13 protein-coding genes are annotated in these 17,579 nt (G+C 74.8%); 8 read left to right on the top strand and 5 right to left on the bottom strand.

Annotated features, from left to right (window positions below; translation table 11 throughout):
• Nucleotides 1–28: 28 nt before the first annotated feature.
• Both GGQ55_RS03275 and GGQ55_RS03270 read right to left on the bottom strand, forming a co-directional pair.
• Entirely contained in the window at nt 29–2,086 is a 2,058-nt protein-coding gene (locus GGQ55_RS03275; protein WP_179715098.1) for an ATP-binding protein, read from the bottom strand.
• A gap of 69 nt (nt 2,087–2,155) precedes the next feature.
• Complete coding sequence (locus GGQ55_RS03270; RefSeq protein ID WP_179715097.1) at nt 2,156–2,815, bottom strand: ACT domain-containing protein; 660 nt, start codon at nt 2,813–2,815, stop codon at nt 2,156–2,158.
• Nucleotides 2,816–2,996: 181 nt separating this feature from the next.
• On the opposite strand from GGQ55_RS03270, the gene gatC reads away from it, so the two are divergent.
• From gatC to gatB, 4 genes are read left to right on the top strand one after another with little or no spacing between them, the layout of a single operon-like run.
• A complete protein-coding gene (gene gatC / locus GGQ55_RS03265; protein ID WP_179715096.1) occupies nt 2,997–3,296 on the top strand; it encodes an Asp-tRNA(Asn)/Glu-tRNA(Gln) amidotransferase subunit GatC in 300 nt (99 codons plus the stop codon).
• Entirely contained in the window at nt 3,293–4,825 is a 1,533-nt protein-coding gene (gene gatA, locus GGQ55_RS03260; protein WP_179715095.1) for an Asp-tRNA(Asn)/Glu-tRNA(Gln) amidotransferase subunit GatA, read from the top strand. Before gatC ends, gatA begins: the two co-directional genes overlap by 4 nt.
• Nucleotides 4,822–4,998 (top strand): hypothetical protein, encoded by a 177-nt coding sequence (locus GGQ55_RS03255; RefSeq protein WP_179715094.1) that lies wholly within the window; start codon nt 4,822–4,824, stop codon nt 4,996–4,998. The genes gatA and GGQ55_RS03255 overlap by 4 nt, the downstream gene beginning before the upstream one ends.
• Nucleotides 4,995–6,503, top strand: a complete 1,509-nt coding sequence (gene gatB / locus GGQ55_RS03250; protein WP_179715093.1) for an Asp-tRNA(Asn)/Glu-tRNA(Gln) amidotransferase subunit GatB — start codon at nt 4,995–4,997, stop codon at nt 6,501–6,503. Before GGQ55_RS03255 ends, gatB begins: the two co-directional genes overlap by 4 nt.
• A 54-nt stretch (nt 6,504–6,557) precedes the next feature.
• Here gatB and GGQ55_RS03245 read toward each other — a convergent pair whose 3' ends face one another.
• Entirely contained in the window at nt 6,558–7,721 is a 1,164-nt protein-coding gene (locus GGQ55_RS03245) for a PQQ-dependent sugar dehydrogenase (protein ID WP_179715092.1), read from the bottom strand.
• A gap of 71 nt (nt 7,722–7,792) precedes the next feature.
• Between GGQ55_RS03245 and GGQ55_RS03240 the strand changes: the two genes are divergently transcribed.
• Nucleotides 7,793–8,749, top strand: coding sequence for a 2-hydroxyacid dehydrogenase (locus GGQ55_RS03240; RefSeq protein WP_179715091.1), 957 nt, complete (start codon nt 7,793–7,795; stop codon nt 8,747–8,749).
• On the opposite strand, the gene GGQ55_RS03235 is transcribed toward GGQ55_RS03240, so the two are convergent.
• Nucleotides 8,743–9,087, bottom strand: a complete 345-nt coding sequence (locus GGQ55_RS03235; RefSeq protein WP_218859148.1) for a PH domain-containing protein — start codon at nt 9,085–9,087, stop codon at nt 8,743–8,745. The two genes, GGQ55_RS03240 and GGQ55_RS03235, sit on opposite strands and share 7 nt — an antisense overlap.
• 87 nt (nt 9,088–9,174) lie before the next feature.
• Between GGQ55_RS03235 and ilvD the strand changes: the two genes are divergently transcribed.
• Nucleotides 9,175–10,884, top strand: coding sequence for a dihydroxy-acid dehydratase (ilvD, locus tag GGQ55_RS03230; RefSeq protein ID WP_179715089.1), 1,710 nt, complete (start codon nt 9,175–9,177; stop codon nt 10,882–10,884).
• Between the two features lie 82 nt (nt 10,885–10,966).
• On the opposite strand, the gene GGQ55_RS03225 is transcribed toward ilvD, so the two are convergent.
• Nucleotides 10,967–11,836 (bottom strand): type IV toxin-antitoxin system AbiEi family antitoxin, encoded by an 870-nt coding sequence (locus GGQ55_RS03225; protein WP_179715088.1) that lies wholly within the window; start codon nt 11,834–11,836, stop codon nt 10,967–10,969.
• Nucleotides 11,837–12,063: 227 nt separating this feature from the next.
• Between GGQ55_RS03225 and GGQ55_RS03220 the strand changes: the two genes are divergently transcribed.
• Entirely contained in the window at nt 12,064–14,712 is a 2,649-nt protein-coding gene (locus GGQ55_RS03220; protein WP_179715087.1) for a putative bifunctional diguanylate cyclase/phosphodiesterase, read from the top strand.
• On the top strand, nt 14,709–17,396 hold the full coding sequence (locus tag GGQ55_RS03215; RefSeq protein WP_179715086.1) for a putative bifunctional diguanylate cyclase/phosphodiesterase: 2,688 nt from the start codon (nt 14,709–14,711) through the stop codon (nt 17,394–17,396). Before GGQ55_RS03220 ends, GGQ55_RS03215 begins: the two co-directional genes overlap by 4 nt.
• Nucleotides 17,397–17,579: the final 183 nt, after the last annotated feature.

The following is a 17,579-nucleotide window of genomic DNA, read 5'->3' as shown; positions in this document are numbered from 1 at the left end:
TGGAGCCCGGAGGTGACCGTTCTCCAGGTCAGTCGGTGCTCAGTTGCTGCTCATCGGTCGCCGGGAGCGCGATCTCGCCGATCTCCACGGCCCAGAGCAGCTCGACCAGCTCGTCGAGCGCCGTCGCCAGGTGCCGGCGGTAGGTGCTGAACGGCAGCCCGAGCACCTCCGCCGCGGCCTCCTGGGTGGGCGCCGCCCGGACGAAGGTCCGGTCGAGCACCCGCTGCAGTCCCGCCCCCCGCGGCCGGCGTCCCACCGCGGCCACGCCGCGCAGCAGGGTGCCGCGCAGCCCGGCGACGCCGCAGCCTTCCTGCCCGTCGGCCAGGCGGGAGCCCAGCAGCGGACTGGCGGCGAGCCGGTCGTCGCGGTGCAGATCGCGCAGCGCCGCCCGCACGGCCGCGGCGAAGGCCTCGCGGCCCAGCGGCGCCGGGCGGAGCAGGTGGGCCGGAGGCGGTCCGGTGACGCCGGTCCGCTCCCGGTCGTTCATCAGGTCCATCCACCGGTCGGGCGAGAGGCGCCGCCAGTCGATCGCGTGCAGCACGTGGCGCGCGCCGCCGACCGGCACCTCCATGAGCCGCTCGAGGGCGATGTAGTCGAAGAACGGCCCCCAGTACTCCTCGTCGGTGGTCGCGGTGAACGACCAGGCCAGGGGCTGGGTGAGCCACGTCGTCAGCGCCATGACCGACGAGACCAGCACCGCGTACGGGTCGCGCTCGGAGCCGTCCGCCCCGCCGATGGACCGCATCAGGTGGATCCGCTCACCGGGCCGGGCGGGGGCGGTCCGCTCGACGTGCGCCAATGCGGTCTGCACGACCGGGTCCTGCCGTTCCAGCGGGAAGCCGGTCGGCAGCAGCAGCCCGACGGCGAACGCGAGAACCCGGCCACCCTGGCGGACGACCTGGACGGCGTCGGGCTGCTCGACCAGCCAGCGGCGGGTGAGGTCGGCGTCGGCCGGGCCGCTGTTCAGCTCGGTGAGCGCGACGACCTGCGCGATGTCCTCCGGGGTCCCGGGGTGGACGGCGGCCGAGCCGCGGCTGCGGACGATCCAGATGGCGCTGGTCACGGGGCTGTGCCGGTGCAGGTAGAGCAGCTGCTGGGCGGCGTGCTCCCGATCGGGCCCCGTGCCGGTGCGGACCTCGCTCACCACGCGGTCGTGCACGAGGCGGTGCAGCCGCCGCATGCGGTCCGGCGAGCGCCGCTCCAGCTCGGCGGTGAGGACGTCGCGGGCCAGGTCGTGCAGCACCAGGCCGCGCGGCCCGCAGGTGACGTAGGGCTGCCGGACCAGCCAGTCCCACACCGCCGGCGCGGCCCGGCCGACCGCCTCGGCGAGCAGGTCCTCCGTCGTCGCCCATGCGACGGTGCAGGTGGCCAGGCCGGTCGCGTACGCCTCGCCCGGCACGGACGGGACGACGCCCTCCAGCAGGGCCGACACCAGGTCCGGGGCGTCGGCCAGCTCGTGCGGCAGATCGCCGCCGGCGGCCGCGTCGGCCAGCAGCGCGAGCGCCAGCGGGTGGCCGCGCGAGAGCGTGACCAGGCCCGGGCGGGCCTCCGGCGCCACCCCGGACCGGGAGAGGAACTCCGCGCTCTCGGCCTCGCTCCAGCAGTCCAGCCGCAGCACCGCGCCCAGCTCCCGCCAGCCGGGCAGCCGCCGCCAGCCGGGCGCCGGGGCGTCCCGGCCGGCGAGCACGGCGATCCCGTCGGCCGGCAGCTCCGGCAGCAGCTCGCCGCGGACCCACGGGTCGACCGGGGCGAGGTGCTCGTAGTGGTCCAGCAGCACGGTCAGGCCCGGCACCTCCGCGAGTCGCGGCTCCGGGACGGCGGCCGCGCGGGCCAGCGCCGCCCGCACCGCCTCCGGCGAGGGGTCCATCTCCCGTCCGTCGAGCAGCACGGCCGGCCGGCCCATCGCCAGCGCCCGCGCACGGAACTCACCGAGCAGGGTCGACTTGCCGATCCCGCCGACGCCGTGCACGAGGAAGACCCGCCTCGGCGAGGAGCCGCTGAGCGCCTCGCCGAACCGGGTGAGCTCGTGGTCCCGGCCGACGAAGGTCCGCCGTCGGGCCTCGTCGAGGACGTCTCCCAGTCGCATGCGCCGTCCCGATCGATACGGGTACAGGGCTAAGGACACCGCATCGGGCCGGTTCCTGGCTATGGGTCTTTACACGGGTGGCAGGTGGGTGACCGTCCCGGCGATCCCGGTGAGGTGCGCCAGCCGCAGCAGCTCCGAGCGGCGGAACGCCGGCCCGCCGGAGCGGCCGATGACGACCGCGTGCCCGCCGCCGAGCGGGGCGGCCATCATCTCGATCATCATCTCCCGCCACCGCTCGGGCAGCCACGGCTCCTCGCTGGGCAGCAGCCGCGGCGCGGTCAGCGGCATCCAGGGCAGCGCCAGGCCCTCGAAGGCGGGGGCGGCGTCCGAGGCGGAGAGCACGACACCCGGCGTCTGCCCGGCCAGCACCACCGCCCAGCCGCTGTGGAACACCCGGGGCAGCTCGCTGGCCAGCAGCTTCTCCGCGGTGCCGTCCGCCGCGCGGGCCAGCGCGTCGAGCAGTTCCAGCTCGCGGTGGGTGTCCAGGGGCCCGGCGAAGGGACGAAGCGACTCCACCTGCACGCCCTCGACGCTCTGCGCCGCGGTGATCAGGGTGTCGGGCAGCCGGCCCTCGGGCAGCTCGACGACGACGTCGTCCACGGCCACGCCGCCGCCGCGCTCGAGGACGTCGAGCGACACGATGTCGATCCCCGCGATGCCCAGCGCCGTGGCGACCGCGCCGAGGATGCCGGGGCGGTCGGGGACCACCAGCCGCAGGAGATAGGACACGGTTCCTCCGGGACGGACGACGCTGCCGGGTGCGGGGCCATCTACGTCGATCGCCGGTGCGCAGAGTTTCCCGCATCCCCGGCCCGGGGTCGAGCGCACCCCTCCCACGTAGAGTGGCCGGGTTGCATCCCTGGTCGTCTCGCGGTGCGTACGGCGCCGCTGAAGTGGAGTTCGCGCCACTGTGAACAAGCTCTCCCGGGACGAGGTCGCCCACCTGGCGCGCCTGGCCCGCCTCGCGGTGACCGACGAGGAGCTCGACGTCTTCGCCGGTCAGCTCGACGTGATCCTGGACGCCGTCGCCCGCGTCGGGGATGCCGCGGCGGAGGACGTCGCGCCGACCACGCACGCGGTGCCGATGACCAACGTCTTCCGCCCCGACGTCGTCACCCCGTGCCTGCCTCGCGACGTCGTCCTGTCGCAGGCCCCGGCCGCGGAGGACGACCGCTTCCGGGTACCGAGGATCTTGGGGGAGGAGGCGTGAAGACCGCGGTGAACGACCTGGTCCGCACCGACGTCGCCGAGCTGAGCCGCCGGCTGGCCTTCGGCGAGGTGAGCTCGGTCGAGGTGACCCAGGCCTACCTCGACCGGATCGCCGCCGAGGACCTCGAGGTCGCGGCCTACCTGCACGTCGACGCCGAGGCCGCGCTGAAGCAGGCCGCCGAGGTCGACGCCGCCCGCGCCGCCGGCACCGAGCTCGGCCCGCTGGCCGGCGTGCCGGTCGCGCTCAAGGACGTCGTCGTCACCGAGGGCGTGCCCACCACGAGCGGCTCGAAGATCCTCGAGGGCTGGCTACCGCCCTACGACGCCACCGTCGCCGCCCGGCTCAAGGCCGCCGGCACCGTGCTGCTCGGCAAGACCAACATGGACGAGTTCGCGATGGGTTCCTCCACCGAGAACTCCGCCTACGGCGCCACCAAGAACCCGTGGGACGCCGAGCGGGTCCCCGGCGGGTCCTCCGGTGGCTCCTCGGCGGCGGTCGCCGGATTCCTCGCCCCGTGGGCGATCGGTACCGACACCGGCGGCTCGATCCGCCAGCCGGCCGCCGTCACCGGCCTGGTCGGGCACAAGCCCACCTACGGCTCGGTCTCCCGCTACGGGCTGATCGCGTTCTCCTCCAGCCTCGACCAGGCGGGCCCGATGGCCCGCACGGTGCTCGACGCGGCCCTGCTGCACGAGGCGATTGGCGGGCACGACCCGCGCGACTCCACGAGCATCGACGCCCCGCTGCCGCCGCTGGCCGAGTGCGCCCGCCGCGGCGCCGAGGGCGACCTGGCCGGCCTCCGGGTCGGCGTCGTCCGCGAGCTGGGCGGCGAGGGCCACCGCGACGGCTACGAGCCGGGCGTGCTGGCCCGCTTCGCCGAGGGCGTCGAGCAGCTGCGCGCACTGGGCGCGGAGATCCGCGAGGTCTCCTGCCCCGCCTTCGACCTCGGGCTGGCCGCCTACTACCTCATCGCGCCGAGCGAGGCGTCGAGCAACCTGGCCCGGTTCGACGGAGTCCGGTACGGCCTGCGGGTCGGCGACGACGGCACCCGAGACCTCGACACGGTCATGGCGCTCACCCGCGAGGCCGGCTTCGGCGCCGAGGTGAAGCGCCGGATCATCCTCGGCACGTACGCGCTGTCCAGCGGCTACTACGAGGCCTACTACGGGCAGGCGCAGAAGGTCCGCACGCTCATCGGCCGCGACTTCAGCAACGCGTTCGAGGGCTGCGACGTCCTGGTCAGCCCGACCAGCCCCACCGTCGCCTGGCCGCTCGGCGCCCGCGTCGACGACCCGCTGGCCATGTACGCCGCCGACCTGTGCACCCTGCCGGCCAGCCTGGCCGGGCTGCCGGCGATCTCGGTGCCCTGCGGGCTGGTCGACGGGCTGCCGGTGGGCTTCCAGGTCATGGCCCCGGCGCTGGCCGACGACCGCTGCTACCGGGTGGCCGCCGCGCTGGAGGCGGCGCAGGACGCCGCCCGCGGGCACCGCCTGCTCGACGAGCTCGCGGATCGGAGGAACGTCTCGTGAACGGTCCGATGAAGGCCGCCTGGGTGCTGACCGCGTTCGTGATCGTGGCCGGGCTCGTGCTCTGGATCGTCACCGGCAAGGCGGTGTTCGCCGTCTTCCTCGTCCTGGGTCTGCTCACCGGCGTCGGCGCCTGGGTGACCGGCCGTTCCGTGAAGAAGGGAACCACCCCGTGACGACGACGACCGGCGAACGGCTCGTCGACTTCGACGACCTGCTGACCCGCTACGAGCCGGTCATCGGCCTCGAGACGCACGTCGAGCTCGGCACCGCCTCGAAGATGTTCTGCGGCTGCTCGACCACCTTCGGCGCCGAGCCCAACACCCAGACCTGCCCGGTCTGCCTGGGGCTGCCCGGTTCGCTGCCGGTGGCCAACGCGGCGGCGATCGAGGCGACGATCCGGATCGGCCTGGCGCTGGGCTGCCGGATCGCGACCTGGTGCCGGTTCGCGCGGAAGAACTACTTCTACCCGGACATCCCCAAGGGCTTCCAGACCAGCCAGTACGACGAGCCGCTGTGCACCGCCGGGCACCTGGACGTCGAGGTGGACGGCGAGACCTACCGGGTCGAGATCGAGCGGGTGCACCTCGAGGAGGACACCGGCAAGAACCTGCACGTCGGGGGCGCCACCGGGCGGATCCACGGCGCCGACCACTCGCTGATCGACTACAACCGGGCCGGGATCCCGCTGGTCGAGATCGTGACCCGGCCGATCCCGGGTACCGGCGCGAAGGCCCCCGAGGTCGCCCGCGCCTACGTCACCGAGCTGCGGGAGATCCTGCTCGCCCTCGGGGTCTCCGAGGTGCGCATGGAGCAGGGCAACCTGCGCTCGGACGTGAACACCTCGCTGGCGCCGATCGGCAGCCTCGAGTGGGGCATCCGGACCGAGACGAAGAACGTCAACTCGCTGCGCTCGGTGGAGCGCTCGGTCCGCTTCGAGATGCGCCGGCAGGCCGCCGTCCTCGACGACGGCGGGCGGGTGCTGCAGGAGACCCGGCACTTCCACGAGGACACCGGGACGACGTCGCCCGGCCGGAGCAAGGAGGAGGCGACCGACTACCGGTACTTCCCCGAGCCCGACCTCGTGCCGATCGCGCCGGACCCGGAGTGGGTGGAGAAGCTGACCGCCGAGCTGCCGGAGCTGCCGGCGGCCCGCCGCGCCCGGCTGCAGGAGGAGTGGGGCCTCTCGGCCACCGAGATGGCGTGGATCGCCAACGCCGGCGCGGTCGAGCTGGTCGCCGGGACCGTCGCCGCGGGTGCCTCGCCGGCCGACGCGCGCAAGTGGTGGCTGGGCGAGCTGGCCCGCCGCGCCAACGACGCCGGCGTCGAGCTGACCGAGCTGTCGATCACCCCCCGTCAGGTCGCCGAGCTGACCGGGTTGGTCGCCGCGGGCACCATCAACGACCAGCTGGCGCGGCAGGCGCTCGACGGCGTGCTGGCCGGCGAGGGCGACCCGGCCGCGGTGGTCGAGGCCCGCGGGCTGGCCGTGCTGGGCGAGTCCGACGAGCTGGTCGCCGCGGTCGAGGCGGCGATCGCCGGGGCGCCCGACGTCGTGGAGAAGGTCCGCGCCGGCAAGGTGCAGGCCCTCGGCGCCCTGGTCGGCCAGGTCATGAAGGCCACCAGGGGCAAGGCCGACGCGCCCACCGTCAAGCGCATGCTCGAGGAGCGCGTCCTCGGCTGAACAAGGTGGTTTCGCGCGCTTGACCGCGCGCGGTTGAGCGCGCGAAACCGCGGGTCACAGGGGCGAGTCGCCGCCGGAGGTGGGCGGGACGATCCGCAGGACCTTGTCGTCGTGGTCCTTGGGCGTGCCGAGGCCGTCGCGGTTGGACGTGGTGATCCAGAGGCCGCCCTGCTGGTCCAGCGCCACGCTGCGCAGCCGGCCGTAGGTGCCCGCGAGGAACTCCTCGGGCTGGTCGACGACGGCGCCGTGCGCGTCGAGGGTGACGATCGAGATCTTCTGCCCGTCGCGCATGCCGAGGAAGATCGTCGTCCCGGAGACGGTGCAGCCGCCCGGGCCGCCCACGGCGCTGGGGAACGTGACCACCGGGTCGACCGTGCCGGACGCGGCCGTGGGCCAGCCGTAGTCGCGGCCGAACGCGATCGCGTCCAGCTCGTCGTCCCCGGAGGCGGAGTCGTCGGTGGCGTACAGGGCCTGGTTGCCGCCCAGGCACAGCGAGGTCACGTCCGCCAGCCCCTGGGCGTGCACCAGCACGCCGTTCACCGGCTGGCCGAAGACGTCGACGTGCAGCACCTTGCCGGCCATGGACGACGGGTCCTGCGCCGAGGCGGGATTCCCGGCGTCGCCGGTGCCGATGAACAGCGTGCCGTCGTCGGCGAAGAGCAGGCCCCCGCCGTTGTGCGTCTCCCCGCGCGGGATGCCGGTGAGCACCGGGTTCGGCGTCCCGCCGATGGGGAAGCGGACGACGCGGTTGTCGGTGGCCGTCGAGACGTAGGCGTAGATCAGCCCGTCCTCGGCGTAGGTGGGGGAGAGGGCCAGGCCCAGCAGGCCGCCGTCGCCGGCGGTGTCGATGCCGGGGACGGTCATGAGCTCGCGGGCCGGCGAGCGGTCGGGGAAGACCTGCACGAGTCGGCCGGTCTCGCGCTCGCCGACGATCGCCGTCCCGTCGGGCAGCACGACCAGCCCGGTCGGCACGTTCAGGTCCGTGGCGACGACGTTCGGGTCGCTGGCCTGCTGCCCCGACCCGGGATCGGCCGGCTGTCCCGGCGCGGGGGCCGGCGCCGAGTCCGTGGGCGGGGAGACCTCCGGTGGCGCGCCCTCGGGGAGGGGTTTCCACGGGCCGCTCGGCGTGTAGCCGTCGTTCCCGCAGGCGGTCAGCACGCCGACGAGGGCGAGCGCGGCGAGCACCCGCGCCCCCCGGCTCGCCGTCGTGCGCCTCACGGGAATCACAGTACGTGCGCTGCGGGGGCCGTGGCGGGCGCCGGACCGGGCCCGGTCTAGCTTCGGAGACCGTGCGTGCCGCGATCTCCGGGACCGACGTCGTCGGCGCCGACGACGTCCTGACCGTCCTCGTCCCCTCCACCGCCCTCGCGCAGGCAGCCGAGGCGCTCTCGCCCCGCGTGCGCGCGTTCCGGTACGACCCCGCCGACGGCGTGCCCACCGGCGACGCGACCCAGGCGCAGGTGCTCGTCCCGCGCGGTGGCGGTCAGCTGTCCGACGAGGTCCTCGCCGCGCTGCCCCGGCTGAAGCTGGTCCAGCTGATGAGCGCCGGGGCGGAGCGCTTCGTCGGCCGCCTGCCCGAGGGCGTCGTGCTGTGCAACGCCCGCGGCGCGCACACGCCGTCGACCGCGGAATGGGCGGTGACCGCCACGCTCGCCGCGCAGCGCGGCATCCCCGACTTCGTGCGCGCCCAGGACGCCGGCCGCTGGTCGCCGAGCACGAAGCGGTCGCTGGTCGGCGCGAGCGTGCTGATCGTCGGCGCCGGGGACATCGGCCGCAGGATCGGCCGGATGATGGCCGGCTTCGACCCGGACATCACCTACGTCGCGCGCACCGCCCGGGACGGCGTCCGTTCCACCGAGGAGCTGCCGGACCTGCTGCCCGGCGCCGACGTCGTCGTCCTCATCGTCCCGGTGACGCCGGAGACGACGGGCATGGTCGACGCCGCGTTCCTCGCCGCCATGAAGGACGGCGCCCTGCTGGTCAACGCCGCGCGGGGGGTCGTCGTCGACACCGACGCGCTGCTGGCCGAGCTGCGCTCCGGGCGGCTGCGGGCGGCGCTCGACGTCACCGAGCCCGAGCCGCTGCCCGAGGGCCACCCGCTCTGGTCGGCGCCGGGTGCGCTGATCACGCCGCACGTCGCCGGCGCCGTGCCGGACACCAACGAGCGCGCCGCGGCCGCCGTCATCGACCAGCTGGGGAGGGTTCTCCAAGGGCAACCCTTGGAGAACGTCGTCGGCGACTACTGAGTCGCCGGTATCCGTCCGCCGGAGAGCTCGGCGAGCCGGGGGAGGTCGCCCACGCGCAGCACGGGCACCGCGATCTCGGTCCCGGCCGTCGTCACCAGCCAGAGCCGGCGCCGGTCGCCGATCCGGATGCCGGCCAGCTCGTCCCAGGGCACGGTCCGCGAGGCGAGGACCTGGCGCACGGTGATGCCCTCGTCGGTCACGTCGACGCCCGCCCGCAGCACGTAGGCGGCGGCGAGCAGCGGCAGCACCAGGATGACGAGCGTCCACGGGCTGGCAGCGGCGAACGGGATGACGCAGACGAGGAGCAGGACGACCGGCAGCAGCGCTGTCCGGCTCATCCGCAAGCGTGCAGGGACGGCCACAGGAAGCCATGGTCCCAGATGTGGCGACCGGCCCTCGCCGGCCCAGGAATAGCATCGCCGACCGTGACCAGCGTCGAGGACCGACCGACCAGCACCGAGACCGCCGATCTCAAGCCGCGCAGCCGCGAGGTGACCGACGGGATCACCAAGGCCCCGGCCCGCGCCATGCTGCGCGCCGTCGGCATGGGGGACGACGACTGGGAGAAGCCGCAGATCGGCGTCGCGTCGTCGTGGAACGAGATCACCCCCTGCAACCTCTCGCTGGACCGGCTGGCCAAGCGGGCCAAGGAGGGCGTGCACGCGGCCGGCGGCTACCCGCTGGAGTTCGGCACGATCTCGGTCTCCGACGGCATCTCGATGGGCCACGAGGGCATGCGCGCCTCGCTGGTGTCCCGCGAGGTCATCGCCGACTCGGTGGAGACGGTCATGTTCGCCGAGCGGCTCGACGGCTCGGTGCTGCTCGCCGGGTGCGACAAGTCGCTGCCGGGCATGCTCATGGCCGCCGCCCGCCTCGACCTGGCCAGCGTGTTCCTGTACTCGGGCTCGACGCTGCCCGGCCGGCTCGGCGACCGCGACCTGACGCTGATCGACGTCTTCGAGGGCGTCGGTGCCTGCGCGGCCGGCAAGATCACCCGCGACGAGCTCACCGAGATCGAGAAGAACGCCTGCCCGGGCATGGGCTCCTGCGGCGGCATGTACACCGCCAACACCATGGCCAGCGTCGCCGAGGCGCTCGGCATGAGCCTGCCCGGCAGCGCCGCGCCGCCGGCCCCCGACAGCCGGCGCGACGCGTTCGCCGTCGCCTCGGGCGAGGCCGTGGTCAACCTGCTGCGCAAGGGGATCACCGCGCGGCAGATCATGACCAAGCAGGCGTTCGAGAACGCGATCACCGTCGTCATGGCGCTCGGCGGCTCGACCAACGCCGTCCTGCACCTGATGGCCATGGCCCACGAGGCCGAGGTCGAGCTGACCCTCGACGACTTCAACCGGATCGGCGACCGCACGCCGCACCTGGCCGACGTCAAGCCGTTCGGCCGGTTCGTGATGACCGACGTCGACCGGGTCGGCGGCGTCCCGGTGGTGCTGCGGGCCCTCCTCGACGCCGGCCTGCTGCACGGCGACGCGCTCACCGTCACCGGCAAGACCATGGCCGAGAACCTCGCCGAGATCGCCCCGCCGGACCTCGACGGCACGATCATCCACGCGATGAACAACCCGATCCACAAGACCGGTGGCCTGACCATCCTGCGCGGCTCGCTGTCGCCGGACGGATCGGTGGTGAAGTCCGCGGGCTTCGACGAGGAGGTCTTCGAGGGCACCGCGCGGGTGTTCGACGGCGAGCAGGGTGCGATGGACGCCGTCACCGAGGGCACGCTGCAGCCCGGCGACGTCGTCGTCATCCGGTACGAGGGCCCCAAGGGCGGCCCGGGCATGCGCGAGATGCTCGCCGTCACCGGCGCGATCAAGGGCGCGGGTCTGGGCAAGGACGTCCTGCTGCTCACCGACGGCCGCTTCTCCGGGGGGACGACGGGGCTGTGCATCGGCCACGTCGCGCCCGAGGCCACCGACGGCGGCCCGATCGCGTTCGTCCGCGACGGCGACCGGATCCGGCTCGACCTCACCAGCCGCACGCTCGACCTGCTGGTGGACGACGACGAGCTGGCCCGCCGCCGCGAGGGCTGGGCCCCGCCGGCGCCGCGGTACACCACGGGCGTGCTGGCGAAGTACGCCAAGCTCGTCGGCTCGGCCGCCCAGGGTGCCATCTGCGGCTGACGCCCGTGCCGAGAAGGCACTCCGTGCACGCCCAGCCGGCGTGTCCGCGCGTGTCGCGGGCACGGAGTGCCTTCTCGGCCGCTCACCGCCGCCACCCCCGGCTGCGCAGCGCCCGTTCGGTGCGGTCGACGATCGTGGCCGGGCGGGCGAGGTGCCGTCCGGCGTAGCGGAGCAGCAGCCAGCCGTCCGCCCCCATGAGCGAGTAACGGTCGATGTCCCGACCGAACTGCTCCGGGTCGGCGTGCTGGCGGCCCTCGTACTCCAGCGCGACCTTCCACTCCTCGTAGCCGAGGTCGGCGTGGACGATCTCGCGACCCCACCGGTCGCGCACCGGTACCTGCGGCGTCGGCAGCGGCAGTCCGGCGATGTGGATCCAGTAGCGCACCAGGCTCTCGGGTCGTGACTGCGCCTCGGGCGTGAGCAGCGGTGCACAGGCTCGACCCCTCGTGACGCCCCGCACCCCGTCGGCCCGGGCCAGACGGGCGGAGAGCTCGTCGGCGGTGAGGTGACCGGCGCGCATCAGGGCGTCGCCCACGGCGACCAGTTCGGCAGGTGGCAGCCGGGCGGCCAGGTCGAGGAACGTCTGCGCGCCGCTGGTGATCCGCAGCCCGTCCTCGACGACGACGTCGTCCTCCCGGAGATCCCGGACGTGCACCTGCAGCCCGCCACGGCGGGGGAGCACCGGCCTCGGGCGCAGCACGATCTGCACAGCCGCCGGCGGGCGCAACTGAGCGCCGAGGAGCGCGGCCGCCGTCTCGAGCCCGAAGGTGGCATCGGGAGGGAGCAGCTTCGTCCACGCCCGGCACCTCACGGCGAGGGTCGGCGCGAACGCCCGGCTCACGTACAGGCCGCGCGCGATCGGCAGTCCGTCGAGGGCGATCTGCCCGCGCGTGACCCCGCGGGCGCGCGCCTCCTTCCAGGTGTACGAGGCGCCGAGGGGGATGCCGTCCATGCCGCAACCGTGCGGGCCGCCGCGTGCGGATCGGCTCCCCCAGCCGCATCTGTGGACGCTGCCGCCTCCTGTGGACGACCCGAGAAGGCACTCCGTGCACGCCCGCTCGGCGTGTCCGCGCGTGTCGCAGGCACGGAGTGCCTTGTCGGCGCACGGCACCCCCCGAACGGGTGACAGGGCATCCCCGGCGCCTCGATACGCAGCGTGAGGATGCCGACTGTCGCCGTGTGGAAAGGCTGAGGTCGGCGCTGCTCGCGACCGCCGCCGTCGCAGGTGCTGCCTGCGTCGGCGCCGTCGTCGACCCTGCGCTCGAGACGACCGCGTACGTCGCGGTCGTGCTCCTGGGCCTGGTCTGCAGCATCGTGCTGTGGCTGGGCGGCCGCTCCCGCTCGACCGGGTGGCGCGGCTGGCGGCTGCTGGCCGTCACCCCGCTGTTCCCCGTGCTCGGCGCGGGCGTCGCGCTGTTCGCGGAGCCGACCGACCCGCTGGGGGTCGCCGTCCTCCGCTGGGTGCCGACGGTGCCCGGCTACGCCCTGGCGGTCCTCGGCGTCCTGACCCTCGTCGACCGCTCGCGGCTGCGGACCGGCCGCCGCGCGGTGGTCGAGGTCGCGCTGTTCCTGCTGGCCTGCCTCGTGGTGGTCCAGCTGCTGCTCATCGGCCCGGAGACGCACTGGGCCGCGCTGCACGTCACCGAGCGGCTGATCCTCGGCGCCGCCGTCGTCGTCACCTCGCTGACGATGGCCGCCGCGCTGATCCTGCTCGGCGTCGTCGAGGCGCACCGCCAGCGGATGGCGCTGATCCTGCTCGTCGGCGCGGTGTCGCTCACCGCCGGCCGTGGCCTGTCCACCGCGGCGCTGCTGATGTCCGCGCCCGGCGCCGGCCAGGTCAGCCGATTCCTCGTCGTCGTCGGCCTGACCCTGTTCGGGCTCGCCGTCTTCGCCGACCCGGGTCCGCGGTCCACCGGACCGGCCCGGCCGCGCAGCGGCCGGTCCACCGAGCTGGGGCAGGTCCTCCCGCACGTCGCGATGGTCGTCGCCGTCGTCGCCGTGGGGACGGCGGCCGTGCTCGGCACCCCGCCCAGCCCGTTCAGCTACGCCGGCGGCACGGTGTGCATCGCGCTGACCGCCGTGCACCGGTGGATCACCGCCCGCGACGAGCAGCAGATGGGTGCCCGGCTGCGCCGCAACGAGGCCTACTTCCGCTCGCTCGTGGCCTCGGCCGCCGACGCCGTCCTGATCCTCGACACCGACCTGCGCGTCATGTGGGCCTCGCCCGCGCTGGACCGCATGCTCGGCGATGCCGCGCCGCGGCTGCCCGGCGAGGTCCTCCTCGACGCCGTGCACCCCGACGACGCCGAGGCGCTCGCGGCCGCGCTGCCGTCGGCCCCCGACGCCGCCACCGCTCCCACCCTGCTCGTGCTGCGGCTGGCCGACAGCGACGGCGCGTGGCGCTGGTTCGAGGCGAGCGTCTCCGACCTGCGCGACGTCCCGGATGTCGGCGCGGTCGTGCTGCACTGCCGCGACGTCACCGAGCGCCAGGCGCGCGAGGAGGCGCTGGCCGGCATCGCCTTCACCGACCCCTCGACCGGCCTGCCCAACAGCGCCGGCCTGATGCGGGCCGCCCGCCGCACGCTCGGCGAGCAGGAGTCGACCGACGAGCGCACCGGCACCAGCCTGCTGCTCGTCGAGCTCGAGGGTCTGGCCGACGTCCGCGAGCACTTCGGCCGCGAGGTCGTCACCGTCGTGGTGGCCGAGGTCGGCCGCCGGCTGCGGGCCACGGTCCGCGGGGACGACGTCGTCGCCCGCATGGGCGGTGGCGCCTTCGGCGTGCTCGCCAGCAGCACCGCCACCGAGGCCGACCAGCTGGCCGACCGCTGCCTCGCGGTGGTCGAGCAGCCGATCGCCACCTCGGCGGGCATCGTCGACCTGACCGCCAGCGTCGGGCTCGTCGTGGTGGAGCCCGGCCTGGACGAGGACGAGCTGTTCGGCCGCGCCGCGCTCGCCGTGCGCGCCGCGCGCGCCGCCGGGCCCGGCTCGTCCCGCCGCTACAGCGACGCCCTCGGCGAGACCGCGGCCCGCCGCGACAGGCTGCGCGCCGACCTGCACACCGCGGCGGCCGGCGGCCAGCTCACGCTGCTGTACACGCCGATCGTCTCCCTCGAGGAGCAGCGGGTCGTCGGCGTGGAGGCGCACCTGCGCTGGCGGCACCCCGAGTTCGGTGACGTGCCGCCGACCGAGTTCCTGCCCATCGCCGAGCGCTCCGGGCTGATCGGCGACCTGCAGCGCTGGGCGCTGGCGGAGGCCACGGTGGCCGTCCAGACGCTGCCGTCGGCCGGTGCGCCGCTCCGGCTCGGCGTCGACGTCTCGGCCGCCTACGTCGCCGACGGCACCCTGGCCGTCGACGTCGAGGCGGCGCTGCGGACCTCCGGCCTGGCGCCGGAGCGTCTCGTGATCGAGATCCCCGAGGCCAGCGTGCTCGCCGACGCCGAGCGGGTGCGCATGGACGTCAGCAGCGTCCGGCTCATGGGCGTGCACGTGGCCCTCGACCACTTCGGCGCGGGCGGTTCGTCGCTGGCCACCCTCACCCAGCTGCCCATCGACGTGCTCAAGCTCGACAGGTCCTTCCTCTCGCGGGTCGACCGCGACCCGCAGGACCGTGCGCTCTGCGAATCGGTCGTCGGCATCGGCCGCGCGCTGGGCGTCGACGTCGTCGCCGAGGGCGTGGAGACCCCCGGGCAGCTGGGCGCGCTCTGCGGCTTCGGCTGTGGCTTCGCGCAGGGCTTCCTCCTTTCGCGGCCGCTGCCGCTGGGTGAGCTGACCACCCTGCTGTCCGAGCGGGCCGGCGTGCTGTGGCCGGGGCTGGTCGGCCAGCGGTGAGCGGACCGACGACCTGGCCGCGCGCCGGCGTGGTCTCTGGCCTCGCGGCCGGCGCCGCCGTCCTGGCGGTCCTGGAGCTGGTGCGCCCGGAGTGGACGCCGCGGGTGGGCCCGGCCGTGCTGGCCGCGGCCACCCTCGCCGTCGGCGCGCTCGTGCGCCGGCACAGCCGCACTTTGGACGTGGACGCCGGCGCCACCTGGCGGGGGTTCGCCGGCATCGCCGGCCTGCTCGCGCTCGGGCAGTTCGTGCGCGCGGTCACCGAGGTCGGCGTGAACCCTCACACCACCGGGCCGTCGGACCTCGCCCTGGCCGCGACCGGCCCGGTCGCGGTCCTCCTGTGCGTGCGGCTGGTCCGCTCCACCCGTGGCCGGATCCGCGTCCAGGTCGTGCTCGACGCCGCCGTGGCGCTCACCGCGCTGTCGGTGCTGCTGCAGATGCTCGTCCCGGCGGTCGCCGGTGCGGGCGACGTCCTGCTCACCGTGGGCTACCCGACGGTGAGCGCCGTCCTCTGCGCGGTCGGGCTGGTCACCCTCGGCGGCGTCTCCGCGCCCCGCCGGGCCGCGGCCGGCTGGCTTCTCGTCACCTTCGCCGCGCTCGCGACGGCGATGGTGGCCGGTTCGGTCGCCGTGGCGCACCCCTCGCCGCTGCTCGACGTCGCCACGAGCACCGCCTACCTCGCCGTGCTGGCCACCGCCACGCTGGCGTTGGCCGCCGACCCCGGTCCGCAGGCCCGCTCCGAGGCGCCGGCGGCCACCGTGCCGCTGACCGGCGTCGTCGTCAGCTACTGCCTCAGCTTCGCCGTCCTGCTCCTGCTGCTCTTCGCGTGGGCGCTGGGGCGCCGGCCGTCCACCGCGGAGGTGCTCACGGTCGCGGTGCTCCTGTCGCTGACCTTCGCGCGCACCCTCGCCTGGGCCGCCGACGGGGCCCGGCTCACCCGCCGCGTGCTGCGCACCGAGGCGTTCTTCCGCACCCTCGTGCACCGCGCTGCCGACATCACGATCGTGCTCGACGCCCACGGCGCCATCACCTGGGTGTCCAGCGCCGGGCAGACGTCGTCGTCCTGGGCGGCGCGCGACCTGGAGGGCCGGCCGTTCGCGGAGTTCGTGCACGGAGAGGACCGCCACGAGCTGGCGCGCGCCCTCGGCCGCACCGCGGACCTCGACGACGGCCCTGCGGCGGTGTTCCGGCTGCGCACCAAGGACGGCGGCTGGCGGCGCCTCGAGACCGTCCGGACGACGGCCGCCACCGGGCTGCCCGGCAGGGACAGCGACCGCGACGGCTTCGTGCTGCACCTGCGCGACGTGGCCGACCGGCGCAGCACCGAGCTCGAGCTCGAGCGGATGGCCTACACCGACTACCTGACCGGCCTGCCCAACCGCGCCCGCCTCATGGCCGCGCTGGAGGCCGCCCGCGCGCGTGCCGCGCGCGAGGAGTTCTGCCTCCTCATGCTCGACCTCGACGGGTTCAAGCCGGTCAACGACATCGCCGGCCACGACGCCGGTGACGACCTGCTCGTGCAGGTGGCCGGCCGGCTGCGGGCCACCGTCCGCGACCGCGACCTGATCAGCCGGCTCGGTGGCGACGAGTTCGCCGTCCTGGTGCGCGCCGGGATCGAGGAGGCCGCCGCGCTCGGTGAGCGGATCGTCGCCGACCTGCGCGAGATGCGCCCGACCGCGGCCGCCGGTGGCCACGCCGACGAGCTGGTCTTCGACGTCTCGGCCAGCATCGGCGTCGCCCAGATCGACCCGGCCGACGAGGTGACGACGACGCTGCGGCAGGCCGACCTCGCGCTGCGGGCGGCCAAGGCGGCCGGCAAGAGCCGGGTCCGGCTGCACGCCGACACCCCGGACGAGGCGGCCGGCCGGCGCGCCCGGCTGGCCCGCGACCTGCCGACGGCGATCGAGGAGGGGCAGCTGCGGCTGCTCTTCCAGCCGGTGATCGGCGTCGCCGAGCGCACCGTGCTCGGGCTGGAGGCGCTGGTGCGCTGGCAGCACCCGCAGCTGGGCCTCGTGCCGCCGGACGAGTTCATCGCCCTCGCCGAGGCCGACGGGCTCATCGTGCCGCTGGAGCGCTGGGTGTTCGGCGAGGCGACCGCGACCGTGGCGCCCCTGCTGGCCGAGGGCTTCGACCTCAAGCTGGGCGTGAACGTGTCGGTGCGGCACCTGCAGGCCGGGTGCCTCGCGCCCGACATCGCCCGTGCGCTGGCCGCCTCCGGCGTCCCGCCGCAGCGGCTCATGCTGGAGATCACCGAGTCGGTGCTGATGGGCGCCGAGGACGGGTTCGAGGGCGACCTCTCGACGCTGCGCACGCTCGGCTGCGTCATCTCCCTCGACGACTTCGGCAAGGGCCACTCCTCGCTGGCGCGGCTGGCCCGGCTGCCGGTCGACGTCCTCAAGATGGACCGCGACTTCATCGGCCACATCGACGGCGACCCGCGCACCGAGGCGATCGTGCGCAGCGTCGTGGAGCTCGGCCGCACGCTCGGCATCGACGTCGTGGCCGAGGGCGTGGAGACGCCGGGGCAGCTCGCCCTCCTGCGCGACCTGGGCTGCCGGTTCCTGCAGGGTTACCTGCTCGGCCGGCCGGTGCCGCCGGAGCAGCTGCGGGCCGTCCTCGACGGCTTCGACACGGGCCTGCTCGACGCCTCCCCGGATCTCACGGAATCGCGCGTCGCTGTCCACTGAGTGAGACAGCACAGTTGACGGCAGCGCCCGGCGGAGCGCACAGTGTGCGGGTGCGTCCTGCCCGCAGCCTCCTCGTAGTCGCCTAGCGCGTCGGTTCCCTGACCGACGCGCTGACCCCTCCGTGCCTGCGGCACGAGGGGTTTTTTGTTGGCCGGGGACGCCGACCGGCCGCCACACACCAGC

The organism is Petropleomorpha daqingensis (assembly GCF_013408985.1).
Classification (GTDB): domain Bacteria; phylum Actinomycetota; class Actinomycetes; order Mycobacteriales; family Geodermatophilaceae; genus Petropleomorpha; species Petropleomorpha daqingensis.
The sequence above is the reverse complement of the archived record's forward strand: the minus strand, read 5'-3'. Positions and strand labels throughout refer to the sequence as shown.